This window comes from Moorena sp. SIO2C4, from assembly GCF_010672485.1.
GTDB classification, from domain to species: domain Bacteria; phylum Cyanobacteriota; class Cyanobacteriia; order Cyanobacteriales; family Coleofasciculaceae; genus Moorena; species Moorena producens.
Genome location: NZ_JAAHGN010000066.1, coordinates 1 through 14112, shown reverse-complemented (window position 1 = coordinate 14112; position 14112 = coordinate 1). Strand labels below are relative to the sequence as shown.

General features: G+C 44.6%; 12 protein-coding genes and 1 pseudogene. 9 read left to right on the top strand and 4 right to left on the bottom strand.

The window, feature by feature from the left end; all coding sequences use genetic code 11:
- Window positions 1-865 precede the first annotated feature (865 nt).
- Window positions 866-1054 carry a hypothetical protein gene (locus F6K20_RS06130; protein WP_131827212.1) on the bottom strand — a complete coding sequence of 63 codons (189 nt, stop codon included), beginning with the start codon at window positions 1052-1054 and terminating at the stop codon, window positions 866-868.
- Window positions 1055-1339: 285 nt separating this feature from the next.
- On the opposite strand from F6K20_RS06130, the gene F6K20_RS06125 reads away from it, so the two are divergent.
- From F6K20_RS06125 to F6K20_RS06110, 4 genes are all read left to right on the top strand, one after another.
- Entirely contained in the window at window positions 1340-1663 is a 324-nt protein-coding gene (locus tag F6K20_RS06125; RefSeq protein ID WP_008191861.1) for a 2Fe-2S iron-sulfur cluster-binding protein, read from the top strand.
- 411 nt (window positions 1664-2074) lie between these two features.
- Entirely contained in the window at window positions 2075-2260 is a 186-nt protein-coding gene (locus F6K20_RS06120; RefSeq protein ID WP_008191859.1) for a DUF8621 family protein, read from the top strand.
- Window positions 2257-3354 (top strand): DUF3326 domain-containing protein, encoded by a 1098-nt coding sequence (locus F6K20_RS06115; protein ID WP_008191858.1) that lies wholly within the window; start codon window positions 2257-2259, stop codon window positions 3352-3354. Before F6K20_RS06120 ends, F6K20_RS06115 begins: the two co-directional genes overlap by 4 nt.
- A gap of 390 nt (window positions 3355-3744) precedes the next feature.
- Window positions 3745-4338, top strand: coding sequence for a CPBP family intramembrane glutamic endopeptidase (locus F6K20_RS06110; RefSeq protein WP_008191857.1), 594 nt, complete (start codon window positions 3745-3747; stop codon window positions 4336-4338).
- Window positions 4339-4541: 203 nt separating this feature from the next.
- Here F6K20_RS06110 and F6K20_RS06105 read toward each other — a convergent pair whose 3' ends face one another.
- The gene (locus tag F6K20_RS06105) at window positions 4542-5939 is read right to left on the bottom strand and encodes an RNA-guided endonuclease InsQ/TnpB family protein (RefSeq protein WP_008191855.1); all 1398 of its coding nucleotides are present in this window, start codon (window positions 5937-5939) and stop codon (window positions 4542-4544) included.
- A 72-nt stretch (window positions 5940-6011) separates the two neighbouring features.
- On the opposite strand from F6K20_RS06105, the gene F6K20_RS06100 reads away from it, so the two are divergent.
- A complete protein-coding gene (locus F6K20_RS06100) occupies window positions 6012-6269 on the top strand; it encodes a hypothetical protein (protein ID WP_008191853.1) in 258 nt (85 codons plus the stop codon).
- 156 nt (window positions 6270-6425) lie between these two features.
- On the opposite strand, the gene purN is transcribed toward F6K20_RS06100, so the two are convergent.
- Window positions 6426-7082: a phosphoribosylglycinamide formyltransferase gene (gene purN, locus F6K20_RS06095; RefSeq protein WP_287294100.1), complete on the bottom strand. Its 657-nt coding sequence runs from the start codon at window positions 7080-7082 to the stop codon at window positions 6426-6428.
- Between the two features lie 369 nt (window positions 7083-7451).
- Here purN and gpmI point away from each other — a divergent pair, with 369 nt between their 5' ends.
- Both gpmI and secG read left to right on the top strand, forming a co-directional pair.
- Window positions 7452-9050 carry a 2,3-bisphosphoglycerate-independent phosphoglycerate mutase gene (gene gpmI / locus F6K20_RS06090; protein ID WP_008191848.1) on the top strand — a complete coding sequence of 533 codons (1599 nt, stop codon included), beginning with the start codon at window positions 7452-7454 and terminating at the stop codon, window positions 9048-9050.
- A gap of 77 nt (window positions 9051-9127) precedes the next feature.
- Window positions 9128-9358, top strand: a complete 231-nt coding sequence (secG, locus tag F6K20_RS06085; protein ID WP_008191847.1) for a preprotein translocase subunit SecG — start codon at window positions 9128-9130, stop codon at window positions 9356-9358.
- 34 nt (window positions 9359-9392) lie between these two features.
- Here secG and F6K20_RS06080 read toward each other — a convergent pair.
- Window positions 9393-10819 (bottom strand): annotated as a pseudogene (locus F6K20_RS06080) (RNA-guided endonuclease InsQ/TnpB family protein).
- Window positions 10820-10950: 131 nt separating this feature from the next.
- Here F6K20_RS06080 and F6K20_RS06070 point away from each other — a divergent pair.
- A complete protein-coding gene (locus tag F6K20_RS06070; protein WP_008191843.1) occupies window positions 10951-11874 on the top strand; it encodes a hypothetical protein in 924 nt (307 codons plus the stop codon).
- A gap of 813 nt (window positions 11875-12687) precedes the next feature.
- A partial coding sequence (locus F6K20_RS06065; protein WP_287294103.1) for a carboxypeptidase M32 occupies window positions 12688-14112 on the top strand: 1425 nt, incomplete at its 3' end.

Sequence of the window (14112 nt, the reverse complement as noted above, 5' to 3'; positions counted from 1 at the left end):
TTAGCATACTAGGTACTGAAGAACCATATTTTTTAGCTTTACTATAGCGGTTTGTATTATAATCAGGTACACAGGATTTTTCCCCTCTTATCTGTTCCCTGTTCCCTGTTCCCTGTTCCCTGTTCCCTGTTCCCTAAAAAATTTACCTAACCCCATTAACCCCTATACAAAATAGACACAAAATCTCCCCTTTACTCACTTTCCTGCCGTTTAAATTCAAACTTGAACAAAGTGTAGCGGGGAGAGACTGAGATCAACAGGACCATCGAAGCCCACTCCTAAAAATAAATACGATTTAGTTATTTATTTTTTTTGTAGTATATTATTTAATTAATTTTTAGCGAGCAACGATTGATAATTTTAAACTAGTTGATTAGCCAAAAGTACTATTACAATTATATATATTTCGTGAAATTTACTGGCCAAAGATATAGCTATAACCCTTAGCCAGCAACGATTTATGATTTTGCATAGTTTACAAATGATTTAGAATAGCTGTAGTTATGCACTAAATACATATTCTTATTAAGCTAGATCTTTCCGGACAATTTAGTTCTTTTTTGTAATAACTTTTTTAAATAAAAATCTGCGGAAACTTAACTAATGTTTATCTCAGACCTGATCAGGATTTAAGGATGATTTTCCCCAGAGGTATAATCCTTAAATTGCGTTTAGTCAACAATTGTCGATGAATCAAATCAGTGTTTATCATAAAACAGCGAATAAGTCAAAAAAATTTTGCCAAATCCAAGCAAGATTGATCAACCAATCAATTACAGTAAACAGATCACCTACTCAGCTGTTGACAACACTTCATTAAGAACCTGATTCTACTGTTTAGCAATGACGTCAGGACTAATATTCTCTAGTCAATACTAGGCTTCGGGCGTTGCTTAATAATGGAATGATTTGAAGCGTAGGTGCGCTTTCCGCATCTAATTATTAAATTCGCCACGGGTCGCACCTGTAGAATGGGCATCAGGCGTGGAACTGGCATCTTGCCAGTTTCAATAGATTTTCCGGCGGGCAGGATGCCCACTCTACTCCTATTCATTACTTGACTGACGGAACGCCAGACTTCGCCGTAAGATGACAGATGCAGATGGGGAGATGGCCATCTGAAATTGATCTGTAGCCGTGTGAGCCGTAAGAATTGGGATTAGATCACCATGATATTGACAATTAGCCCAAATTCTAATATAGAGTTGTCCCTTGTACTCAAGTCAATTGACCAATGAAGGCAGCAGCTTAATTTGGATGCCACAAAGCGCTAAAATAAGCCAGTGACCCTCCCTGTCCTATTCATAGGATTCGGAGAATCCAGCTTTTAATTGATACAATGCCCAAGACTTACACCGTCGAATTTAATCACGAAGGCAACACATACACTATAGAGGTGCCAGAGGATCAAAAAATTCTTGAAGCTGCCTATGGGGCGGGGATAGATTTACCCAGTTCCTGCACGGCTGGAGTCTGTACCACTTGCGCTGCCAAACGAGTAGCAGAAGGCAGTGTAGACCAAACCGATGGTATGGGTTTAGGGCCAGAACTCCAAGCAGAAGGCTATGTGCTGCTGTGTGTAGCTTATCCCCGCTCTAACCTGAAATTTGACACCTCAAAAGAAGATGAAGTGTATGACCGGCAGTTTGGTCAGCCTTCATAAGGTCTATGCTGCTATATAATCAAATACCATTAGCCTAATAGCTAGACTGAATGGTTAGCTTCATCCGCGCTTATGCCCCACGTCCGCACCGTTCGCGTAGCGGCTCCCTAGGAGCAAGGTTGGCGTGGGATGAATGGCGGAAACGAACTTTGATACTTTGTTACCGTCTATGATGAAAATAGTAGGGTAGTCAAATTAAGAGCTAACCGCCACCTACTAACTGAAAAATAGAACGAGTTGTATTGTTCCGGTGCGGAGGGGCATCCCGTGTCGTCAATAAAGCTTGCCGAGCATCCGAACCGTTGGGTGGAGTTGGCAAGAAGCCCACACTGTAATCTCTGATTCAGTGTGGGAGTATGTCACATAGATTAGGATAGCCAGATTATCCTAATTAGAATTAGGGAGAAAACAATGACAACCCATTTCATTACTGCAGAAATTGACCTCCAAGAGTCCCCTAAGGAACTGCACCAAGCCATTGAAGCAGAACTACAAGAACGGGGAGAACCCCTGCGCTGGGCGGTTACTCATGTAGACCCTGAGCAGGAGAAAGCTACGGTAGAAGCTATTGTAACTAAATCAGTCAATAGTAAGTGAATCAGCGTCCCTATACCGTTGTTTTAATCATTCCTACTGGTGTAGGAGCGTCGATTGGTGGCTATGCCGGGGATGCCTTGCCAGTAGCTAGAGCGATCGCACAAGTTTGCGATCGCTTAATCACCCATCCCAATGTCCTCAATGGTGCCCAGTTGTACTGGAACTTACCCAACGCCTTCTATGTAGAAGGCTATGGCCTTGACAAATTTGCCGCTGGATCCTGGGGATTACGCCCTGTACATCAGAACCGGGTGGGATTACTCCTGGATCAGGGGATTGAACCGGAATTACGTTTGAGACACCTACAAGCAGCAGATGCCACCAGAGCTACCCTAGGACTGAATCTAACCGACTACGTAGTTACAGATGCTCCCTTAAATGTAGAACTGCGCACAGCAGCATCTGGAGCCAGTTGGGGAACAATTGGAAATCCCGATAGTTTATTGCGAGCAGCCCAAGTCCTGATTGAGCAAGCTGGAGCAGATGCGATCGCAGTAGTAGTGCGTTTTCCCGATGACTTTGATAGTGAAGCATTGCAAGATTACCGTCATGGTCGAGGCGTAGACCCCCTGGCTGGTGCTGAAGCCATTATCAGTCACTTGATTGTTCGTACCTTTCAAATTCCCTGTGCTCATGCACCAGCATTGATGCCTTTACCCATCGATCCTAAATTGTCACCTCGTTCAGCAGCAGAGGAATTGGGCTATACCTTCTTACCCTGTGTTTTAGTAGGATTGAGTCGCGCTCCCCAATTTGTGGTCAACCAAAAAAATTCCCCCTCCTCCCTTGCTAATCCAGATTCTCAAACGATTTCCTCAAAACCAGGGGACATTTGGGCTGATGATGTAGATGCCATTGTCATACCAGCAACCGCCTGTGGTGGTAGTGCAATGTTAAGCTTTAGCCAGTTGCAAACCCAGATCATTGCCGTTGAAGAAAACCAAACTACCATGGAAGTACCTCCAGAACCTTTGGGAATTAAAGCAATACGAGTAAACTCATATTTAGAGGCTCTAGGCTTGCTGGTTACCCATCGTGCTGGGATCAGTCCTAACGCTCTGAGTCCATCCCTATCATCAAAAAATTGGGTCTGAAACCCCGTTCTTCTAGGGCGGCTTTGTGTTAGAATTATGTAGACGCAGTGACCTGAAAAGAAAAGGTGAAAATCCCAGTAGTGGGACGCTTTGGTTAAATGGTAGTTACCCGAAATGGGTGCTCGGTCAAAGACTCCAATCCCAGCCCTCTACAAGCAGAAGTCTTTTTGGTGAGCGAATCAAATCAAAACTTTTAAAGTAGACTCAATGGCAATAAGCTGGAGAGAGTAGAGGCAATTGGCACCGCCAAGTGGACTGCCGATTTCTTGGTACTACGGTACGGGAAGTCGATGTGGTTGTTACGAGCAATGCCCTTGGGTATCTCCTCTAAAGAATCCTCGCACCAAAAGGCCGGGGAGTGTCAACTCTGCGTCGCTTACATTTTTCCTAGTGACAAAACAAATTCCCGATAATCCCGAACTTGAACCCCTAACCCGCATCCAAGTACTAGTGGCAATGGGTATAACTGCCGTAGTGTTACTAATCTTTGCCAAGCTATGGCTGCAACTAGGTAAGCTGAGTCTCCTGCCCATCAAATTTACCCCCAATGCCCTACTTATAGGACTAGGCATGGGGTTGGGAATTACTGGAGCCAGTGGCTTAGTGTATCGTCTTTGGCCAGCTTATCGCCAGAGTGCAGAAGTATACCTAAAGTTAATTCTCAAGCCCCTAATCATACCAGATTTAATGTGGCTAGGACTGTTGCCCGGTATGAGTGAAGAATTACTGTTTCGGGGTGTGATGTTGCCAGCAGTAGGGTTAAATGCTATCGGTATCATAGCCTCCAGTATGCTATTTGGGATTTTGCATCTAAGCGGTATCCAACAATGGCCCTATGTAGTTTGGGCAACCCTTGTTGGTTTGCTTCTGGGGTATAGTGCGGTAGCAACAGACAATTTACTCGTACCAATAGTAGCTCATATCGTCACCAACTTTGTGTCTAGTTTGGTATGGAAATTGGGTAATTTAGAAAATACAACATAGACTAGAAAAGACTATTAAATTTAATTAAAAATCCCAAATATAAAATTAAAAATCAAATAAAAATTAACAACTAAATAAAAATTAAATAATAATCTTTAATCAATTGTGATAATTTTTATGCCCGACTCCCGACTCCCGACTCCCGACTCCCTTTGCTAAATAACAAATGAACTACCCCGTCCTGGTCGTTCGCGTAGCGTGGCCTACGGCCAGGACAGGGTGTCAGCAGACCCGTCCTTAGAACGTGATTTTTGACGCTTCATCTTTCCTAGTTGCCTCATCGATCCAGTATGCTTACTGGTCTTTGAGGTAGAGCTAGAAAATCCACGTTTATCGAGGTCAGTCCCGTACCCCGGCTGTTTTCCTAGGGCTGCATTGAACATTACCATTGTGCTTGTCTTGTCTCTATCAAGTTCAAAGCCGCAAGCATCACAGACATGGTATCTATTCGACAGTTCAGCCCAATTCTTGTGAACCTTTCCACATTCTGGACAACGCTGAGATGGCTTTAATTGTCTAGTCGGTAGTTGAAGGACAATTCCGCCTTTGAGTTCAATTTTGTAGGTGAGCATTTTATTAAGAGTGCCAAATCCTACGTCTAAAATAGCCTTGTTCAATCCAGCTTTTTGTTTTTTCCTTTTTGACCCTTTCTTAGCTTTTCGGGTCATTCCTTTTGTGTTTAGCTTCTCAGTTACGCCGATGTCATAACGACTAGATAAATCTGACGTAACCTTGCGATGCAGCGCGGTCTTGGGGGTTTCCCCCATGAGCGACTGCATCAAGACGTGTTGCCAATCTCTACGTGCGTTAGCCGCTTTTCTATTCAATTGGGATTCCTTTTTGTTGGCTTTTTTCCAACGCTTAGACGCCTTAATCCCTTTCTTGAAATTAGGAGCCTGCTTCCTACGCTTTTCCTTGCCAGCAGCTTTTACCTTAGGTTCTAGAGTCTTTGTAAAACGCCGGTTAGCTATTTCCTCAAACTCGCTGCCATTGAAGGCTGTAATCGCAGTCTCAGTACCTAGGTCGTACGCTACGATTTTCTCGTATTTTAAGTCAGATTCTGAGCCATATTTAGGATCAGGAGTTTCTGTCTTAACAGTTATTGAAGCATACCAAGCATTTATACTGGGCTTGTAAGTAATTGTCAGAGTCGTTGGTGTCCCCCAAGACTTGGCTTGACCACGCATCTTTATAGTGAGTCCGAGGTCATTTAGCGTCAAGGTTCCATCTTTTCCGTTAGTGTCAGTCTTCCAACCAGCCTTGCTAGGGTAAGTCCATCCGGAGTATTTGCGAATTGGCTTATATTTTGGAATTCCACCTAACCCTTGAAAGAACCGATTATATGCAAGGTCTACTCTCTTCAGAGTAGCCTGCAAAGAAGTGCTATACAACTCCTTGTATTCCGGCCAGCATTTCTTGAAATCGGGTAAACAATTTTGTTGGTCAAGGTATCCTATAGATTTTTTATTTGCTTTCCACTCATAACGGCGATCAGCTATCCCAGCGTTGTAGAGTAACTGGTGAAGTTTTCTTGCATAAAACATCTTTGATGTAGCTGTTTTGTTGGGATATAGACGGAATGTCTGCCTGAGAATCGCCATGAGTGGAATCACATCATTGAATTCTGTGCTCTTTATTTGCTATACTATTAGTATAGTTGATGGTAAATAGAAATGTCAAGCACAAAAAGGAAAAATCCTCAGAAAAGAATGAGAGGAGCACCTGCTCATTATGACGAGATAAAAAGACAGCACGGAATCTGGCTTACAGACACTACTTGGAAATGGTTACAGCTAGCAGCTAAAGACTCTGGGGTAAGCGTTGGAGAATATATAGAGAGCTGGGTCAGGAAGCAGGTTTATAGTATTTGTTCGCGTAGCGTGGCCGTAGGCCAAGGGGCTATCCATCCCAGAGACGAAACCTTAGGATAGTGGAGCCTTTATGGTTGGTCGGCTATGTATAAAAGGGTTAAAACTTTTTGATTAAGGCTCCACTATCCTTACGGTAACTTCAATACCTGAACCTTCGCGTAGCGTGGCCGTAGGCCAGGTGGGGGAATTTCGCCCCCTCAAACTCTCCCTATTTTGTTAAAAATTGATTAATGCGATCGCTTCGACTAGAATCCGATGTTCTTGGACTTGAATCCGGGCATGGAGGGTTTCTGGGGTATCATCGGGTAGCACCGGAACAGCTGCCTGGAAAAGGATGGGACCACTGTCAACATCTAGACTGACCACGTGAACCGTACACCCTGTAATTTTTACCCCAGCCTCAAGGGCTTGTTCCACCGCCCGCACGCCTTTGAAACTAGGTAATAAGCTGGGATGGATATTGAGAATCCGATTAGGAAAAGCGTCTAGGAGTACCTGTGTCACCACTCGCATCCAACCAGCCATCACGACCCACTCCACCTCATACTCTTGTAAAGTTTTGACAATTTGTTGATCGAAATCTTCCCGTTTTTTGATCCGGTGATTATGTAGGACTGCTGGAATGCCGTATTTTTCCGCTCTAGCTAACGCTTTAATGCCTGGGTTATTGTAAATGAGCACGCTGATTTGGGCATTGAGTTGGCCGTTTGCGATCGCACTAGCTATCGCTTCAAAGTTACTGCCACTTCCGGAAGCCATCACTCCCAGTTTCAGAGGGGAAGTAGTCGGTAAGGAGTCTACACTCTTTTGGAGAGAAATGCTAGGGGAAATCAAGCTGGGGCTGGAATCTGGAGAAGTGAGATTGGCAGTCATATCGGGAAATGCGATCGCACAGTCATAAGCATTACCTATACATACTCATTTTATAGCTTGGCATGTTGATCGAAATGATTGTCTGTAACCTTCCTACCCTTATGTTCCTTTTAAATGTAGGCTGTTATAAGTAATTTTGCTTAGGAATTTTCCAATTTTGTCTGAGTAAGGCTTTTATAATTTAGATCCTGATTTGCGAGTATAAATTCCTATTAGCTTGGGGTAGCCAAAACCGATGCTAGGAAAAGATTTAAGGATTATCCTCACTCTGGCAGCCCAAACCTAATAAAAATCGAAATTTATCATGGATATGCGGATTTGGAATGATATGATCGCGGTGCAATTAAGAGTAGGATAAAAGGCGATATGATGAGGCAAGCACCTGTTTCTCCTGTGGTGCTAGTTATCTTAGACGGTTGGGGTTACCGCGAAGTAACTGATGCCAATGGGATAGCCCTAGCAAACACCCCTGTAATGGACAGCCTCTGGGCTGCCTATCCGAGTACATTAATTCGCACCTCTGGAAAGGACGTGGGACTCCCAGAGGGTCAAATGGGCAATTCGGAAGTGGGGCACTTGAATATAGGTGCTGGGCGTGTGGTGCCTCAAGAACTTGTGCGCATCTCTGATGCGGTGGAAAATGGCACTTTAAACGATAACCAAGCTCTTGTGCAAGTATGCCGAGAGGTTAAATCTCGGGGTGGGAAGATGCACATCGTGGGTTTGTGTTCTGAGGGTGGGGTGCATTCCCATCTCAATCACCTCCTGGGATTGCTAGCGCTAGCCAAAGCCCAAAATCTATCTGAGGTCTATATCCACGCGATTACCGATGGTCGTGATACTAAACCGACCGAGGGGATTGAAGCAATTCAAAAAATTCAAGATTATATTGATCAAGTTGGCATTGGATGCATAGCCACTATTAGTGGTCGCTACTACGCCATGGATCGAGACCGACGCTGGGAAAGGATTTCAAAAGCCTATGAAGTCATCACTCAGGATGGTCCTGGAAATGCTATCTCAGCAGCAGAATTCCTCAAGGAGTCTTATGAGTCAGACATTACTGACGAGTTTATCTTGCCCACACGGCTTACTCCTGGAGCTGTGACAGCAGGAGATGGAGTAATTTTCTTTAACTTCCGTCCAGACAGAGCCCGACAGCTTACCCAAGCCTTGGTGGATCCTAACTTTGATGGCTTTGAACGGGAACAGATCAAACCCCTAACCTTTGCCACCTTTACCCAGTATGACCCCAATTTTCCGGTATTGGTGGCCTTTGAACCTCAGAACTTGACTAATATTCTGGGGGAAGTTATTGCCCAGCATGGGTTGCGCCAATTCCGAACTGCGGAAACAGAAAAATACGCCCACGTCACTTACTTTTTTAATGGTGGTCTAGAAGTTCCCTTCGAGGGTGAAGACCGGGAATTGGTGCAAAGTCCGATGGTAGCAACCTATGATAAAGCACCAGCCATGTCAGCTAAGGAAGTGACCAATGAAGTGATCGCAGCCATCGAAAAACGCATTTACTCCCTGGTAGTGATTAACTATGCCAACACTGATATGGTGGGGCATACTGGCAATGTAGAAGCCTGCATAAAAGCAGTGGAAACCGTAGACCGCTGCCTAGGACGCTTAATTGATAGGATTATTAAAGTTGGTGGCACTACCCTGATTACTGCTGACCACGGCAACGCCGAGACTATGCGCGATGAGACAGGTAATCCTTGGACAGCTCACACGACCAACCCAGTACCCTTTATCCTAGTAGAAGGGGAAAAATTAAAAATCCCTGGACATGGAACAGAAGTTGCATTGCGCTGTGATGGATGTCTGGCAGATATTGCCCCGACCATCTTGGAAATCTTGCAACTCCCCCAGCCAAAAGAAATGACTGGGCGTTCTATGATCCAACCCGCTGAGTTGGAAGTCCGTAATAACCGGACACCCGTGCGAGTTTCTCTATAAAACTTCAAGTTGAGAACCCCTTTGTTTTAACCGAGGGAGAGTTCAAAACTTCTCAATGCCGTAATATTGTCAAAAGAATGGTTAATCAAATCCTGCAAATTATTTGGGTTTTATCTGGCTTGGGTCTGATTATTTTGGTTTTGCTCCATAGTCCCAAGGGAGATGGCCTTGGCGGTATCGGTGGTCAAGCTCAGCTGTTTACCAGCACCAAGAGTGCTGAAAAAGCCCTGAACCGGGTGACCTGGATCTTGGCGATTACCTTTATGAGCTTGACAGTGATTTTAAGTGCAGGTTGGTTAAACCAGTAGTTGACACTCCCCGCTAATCGCGAGACGGGGATTCTTACTTCAACGAGGTTACTTGCTCAACCAGGCCGGAGCCAAGAAGAGTAGAGGTATCCTCTCCGTAAGCGTTCGGATCGTCATTCGCGTAGCGTGACCTACGGTCAATCCAAGTTCCGGTATGCCCTACCGTACTTAAGGCTCTTTTGAGGATATTGATTGCAGCATTGTGGTCTCGGTCCAACTGACAACCACACTTACAGACGTGAGTTCGAGTTGATAGTGACTTCTTGACCTCTTCGCCGCATTCAGAACAATTTTGGCGCTTTGTAAGCAGGGTTTACTGCAACAGTTATCCTGCCGAACTTAGTTCCAAAATGCTCTAACCATTTCCTAAATTGATACCAACCTGCATCATTAATAGATAAGCCGCGACAGTGGTTTTTAGCCAAGTTCTTAACCCTCAAGTCTTGCCTTCGGCACGCTTCGCGAACGTAGGCGATCAAGTCGTTAGACTGAATTACGCAGCTCGCCGGAGACGAAACCTTAGATAGGGTCGCCTTATTACAAAAGATTTAACCCTTTTATGCAAAGCCGATCACCCATAAAGGCTCCACTATCTTGCGGTAACTTCGTTCCCAGTCTCTTGGGGTGGACTTCAAGTTGCCTGCTTATTTTAAGGTGTGTCCTGCCTAGTCTGTTAATGGCTTTTCGACGGTTAGTAGAGCCTTTCTGTTTTCGGGATACCCGGCGTTGATAAAACTTTAACCGTTTCTCTCCCGTTCGGTAAAATCTAGGATTAGGTTCAGCATGACCGTCAGAATCCGTATAGAAATCCTTTAGTCCAACATCTAACCCGATTGTGTTTCCAGTCGGTTCCAGCTCTTCATTAATATCAACCTGAACGCAAAACTGGACATAGTAACCATCAGCCCGACGGACTATCCTAACCCGCTTGATTTGCTTCTTATCGAAGCGCCACAAATCCCATGTACCCTTGAGTTTAAGTTTCCCGATTCCCTTTTTGTCACTGAATATGATTCGGCAAAGCCGACGCTTCGCGAACGACTTTTTATCAGGGGATAACTTCCAACCTGACTGTTTATACTCGACCGAACGGCAATGTTTTTGAAATCGGGGAAATCCTTTTTTACCGGGTACCTTCTTTTTGCAGTTGTCAAAGAAGCGAGGGATTGATGACCGGAGATGAAACCTTAGAATAGTGGAGCCTTTATAGGCGATAGGCTATGCATAAAAGGGTTAAAACTCATGAAATAAGACGACCCTATTCTTACGGTAACTTCTAACCATGCTCGTTCAGCACGCTTACTGACGGGCAGTAGAGTTCAACTCATTAGCAAAAGGGAACTTTTTAGCAAGAACGGCACTATATTTGTTGAGGTCGTATTTTGAGACCCCTTTGTTGTCCATCCAGTAACGCAAACAACTGTTACGGATGAATTGAACCGTTCTGATCGCCTCGTCTATAGCAGAATATTGATGTTTTTTGCCCTATGCTTTGAACTCTAATATTATCATCAGTTTCGACCTATAACTGCTGATATTTTATTCTACAAGATTCATTATAAAATTCTGGAACTTCCCAAGATATTTTTCTCATGGCTAAAAGCGCGCTGTTCGCTTTCATCCCCGCTCTAAAGAGACGGGGTTTTCAGCGTTTAGATTTTTATAAAAACAATCAGCAGCTATGGATAGCCCTGTTTCTAGGGGGTGTCACTTGTCTGTTAGTGATGTTGATTCAGTCAAGCACCGCAGCTGGTTTATACCCAAAGTTTAACCAATTAACAGAAGCCTCCTCTGCTATCGTGGCTTCGATGCCAGTAACCTCACCTGCCCTACCAGCTTCTAAGCCTCACCCTCTACCAACTCCCCTTGCCCAGTGGCAAGACCCTACCGGCAGCGGTGATTATTTTTCTGAAATCAAGGGCACTCCCTTAGGTTATCTGATCTGGTCTCAGTTTCCCGTCAAGGTTTATGTGGAACACCCCCAAGCACCGGGTGTGGTTGATGCGAAGCACCAGCGCTTCCAACAATGGGTTGATGCGGTGCTAAAGGCGGTGGCAGAATGGGGCATTTATTTGCCCCTAGAACTAGTTGACCAGCAGGAATTAGCAGATATATCGATTTTGCGATCGCGCCCTCCTCTAAAAGTTTCCTTCAACCGTGAGACCGGAACCTTTGATTGGTCTCGCGCTCGCTCAGCCGTTACTAGCTATGAATTTTACCTGGCGCAATCCATCAGTGCACCAGAGCAAATATTAGATAATCTATTATTGCATAAGTTTACCATACTTCTCTCTCCTCAGCAATCCATTGACTACACCCTTGCCACTGCCCGTCACGAACTGGGTCATGCATTAGGTATTTGGGGTCATTCTCCTTTAGAAACTGATGCGCTGTACTTTTCCCAAGTTCGCAATCCCCCTAGAATTTCTGCTAGAGACATCAATACCCTCAAACGGATATACGAACAGCCAACTCGCTTGGGATGGCCTTTGGCCAAGGTAAAAGGTAAAAGGTAAAAGGCTTGCATCCATAGGACAAACTCCAGCTAATATCAAGTCAGGTTGAATACCCATAATTTAGAGGGAGGGTGGGAAGTGTGGGGAGGGTGGAAAGTGTGGGGAGATGGGTAGATGGGGGAGATTTTTATTAAGGGTAATTATCCCGACATGATATAAAACCAAAAATCAAGGTTTTTACTAAAAAGTTTTTAGGAATAGGTTTTTACTAATAGGAAAAATCGAACTTAGGATTACAGAACTTCAGATTTACACAGGTTGTACACGGAAAGGGTGCATAAGTCCTGAGCCAAATGAGAGTGCAAACAGATCCTTGTGACATCCTACTTTCGGCGAGTATTGGACAAGCTCGAAGCTAGTGGCTGTGAGCTTCAGTCGGTAGGAATACTTACCACTGTGCCAATAGCTAGAGCGATTGTCTGGTTTTAAGGGATTACACTATACTAGTAAGTCCTTAAGAAATGGCACAATAGTAGTTCGTATACTATGCTATAACACTCAGCTATGGGTATGACGTTTTCATAGCCATTGGCATCTGAGTCAGTTACTCAGCTTTACCAGAGTGCTCGTACCAAGTTGCAGCTTAAATCGTAACGAGAGGAAATAAGGACTTGGTTATTTCGCCATTGTCCGACAAGTAAATTGCACTTGAAAAACGCAACTTGGTCTTAGCTTTCAGCCCACTTGTCTGATTCATTAGTATCGGACATTTTTGTGGGTAAGATTTTTATTTTCGGTCGTCAGGTGTACATTTACTATTCGGCAAAATACCGTAACCATAAACTAATAGCCTGAATGTGTCAATCTAGCATCATGCAGACTACCGAAAAAACTCAACCGAAACTTCTCAAACTCAAAAAACGCCTTAGTGAAATTAACGACTTAGAAGCAGCCGCATCTTTGTTGTACTGGGATCAGGCCACCTATATGCCTCCCGGTGGTGCAGCTGCTAGGGGACGTCAGCTGGCTACTCTACAAAAAATTGCCCATAGTAAATTTACTGACCCAGCCATGGGCGAACTCCTGGAAGGGTTACGCCCCTATGAAGAAACTCTACCTTACTTTTCTGACGAAGCTAGCTTAATCCGCTGCACTAGAAAAAATTACCACAGAGCCGTGCAGGTGCCAGCGGAATTTATGGGAGAATTCTCTGAACATCGGACCCAAACGTACAGTGTTTGGGTAAAGGCAAGAGCCACCAACGACTTTGCAGCGGTGCGCCCTTACTTGGAAAAAACTCTTGACCTCAGCCGTGAAATGGCTTATTTTTTCCCAGGTTACGAACATATCGCTGACCCGTTAATTGACTTTGCTGACTATGGGATGAAAGTCTCTATTTTGCGGAGGCTTTTTTCTCAGTTGCGAGAGGAATTAGTGCCAATTGTCGAGGCTATTACTGCCCAAAGTCCCACCGATGACAACTGTTTACACCAAAGATATCCTGAAGAGCAACAGTTAGATTTGACTCTCAAGGTCATCAAGCAAATGGGATATGACTTTGAGCGGGGAAGGCAAGACCAAACCCATCACCCATTTATGATCAACTTCTCTACCGGTGATGTGCGCATTACGACCCGTGTTGATCAAGATGACCTGAGTCAGGCTCTATTTAGCAGCATCCACGAAATGGGTCATGGTCTTTATGAGCAAGGAATTAGACGAGATTTGGAAGGCACTCCTCTTGCCTGTGGGACATCCTCGGGGGTCCATGAGAGCCAGTCCCGACTTTGGGAAAATATTGTTGGGCGTAGTCGGGGCTTCTGGAAATTTTTCTATCCCCAAGTACAATCCTACTTCCCCTCTCAACTGGGTAATGTTTCCCTCGATGCCTTTTATCAGGCAATCAACAAGGTGCAGCGGTCTGTAATCCGCATGGATGCTGATGAAGTGACTTACAATCTCCACGTCATGATCCGCTTTGACTTAGAACTGATGATGCTTGAGGGTAGGCTACAGGTGAGGGATTTACCGGAAGCCTGGAATGAACGCTATCGTGAAGATTTAGGGGTTGTTCCCCAGAATGACAGTGACGGGGTGTTGCAAGATGTTCACTGGTACACTGGTCAGATTGGGGGAATGTTCCAATGCTACACCTTGGGTAACTTGATGAGCGCCCAGTTTTTTGAAGCCGCAGTAACGGAACAACCTGAAATTATACCAAAAATTGAGCAAGGAAACTTTAGTACGCTCCATAATTGGTTGAAGGACAACATTTACCAACACGGTTGCAAATACACA

Bases quoted from the DNA above. Each gene is read 5' to 3' on its own strand.
- F6K20_RS06105 (WP_008191855.1), bottom strand. From the start codon at position 5,939: ATGGCGATTCTCAGGCAGACATTCCGTCTATATCCCAACAAAACAGCT.
- F6K20_RS06100 (WP_008191853.1), top strand. From the start codon at position 6,012: ATGTCAAGCACAAAAAGGAAAAATCCTCAGAAAAGAATGAGAGGAGCA.
- gpmI (WP_008191848.1), top strand. From the start codon at position 7,452: ATGAGGCAAGCACCTGTTTCTCCTGTGGTGCTAGTTATCTTAGACGGT.
- secG (WP_008191847.1), top strand. From the start codon at position 9,128: ATGGTTAATCAAATCCTGCAAATTATTTGGGTTTTATCTGGCTTGGGT.
- F6K20_RS06070 (WP_008191843.1), top strand. From the start codon at position 10,951: ATGGCTAAAAGCGCGCTGTTCGCTTTCATCCCCGCTCTAAAGAGACGG.
- F6K20_RS06120 (WP_008191859.1), top strand. From the start codon at position 2,075: ATGACAACCCATTTCATTACTGCAGAAATTGACCTCCAAGAGTCCCCT.
- purN (WP_287294100.1), bottom strand. From the start codon at position 7,082: ATGACTGCCAATCTCACTTCTCCAGATTCCAGCCCCAGCTTGATTTCC.
- F6K20_RS06130 (WP_131827212.1), bottom strand. From the start codon at position 1,054: ATGAATAGGAGTAGAGTGGGCATCCTGCCCGCCGGAAAATCTATTGAA.
- F6K20_RS06125 (WP_008191861.1), top strand. From the start codon at position 1,340: ATGCCCAAGACTTACACCGTCGAATTTAATCACGAAGGCAACACATAC.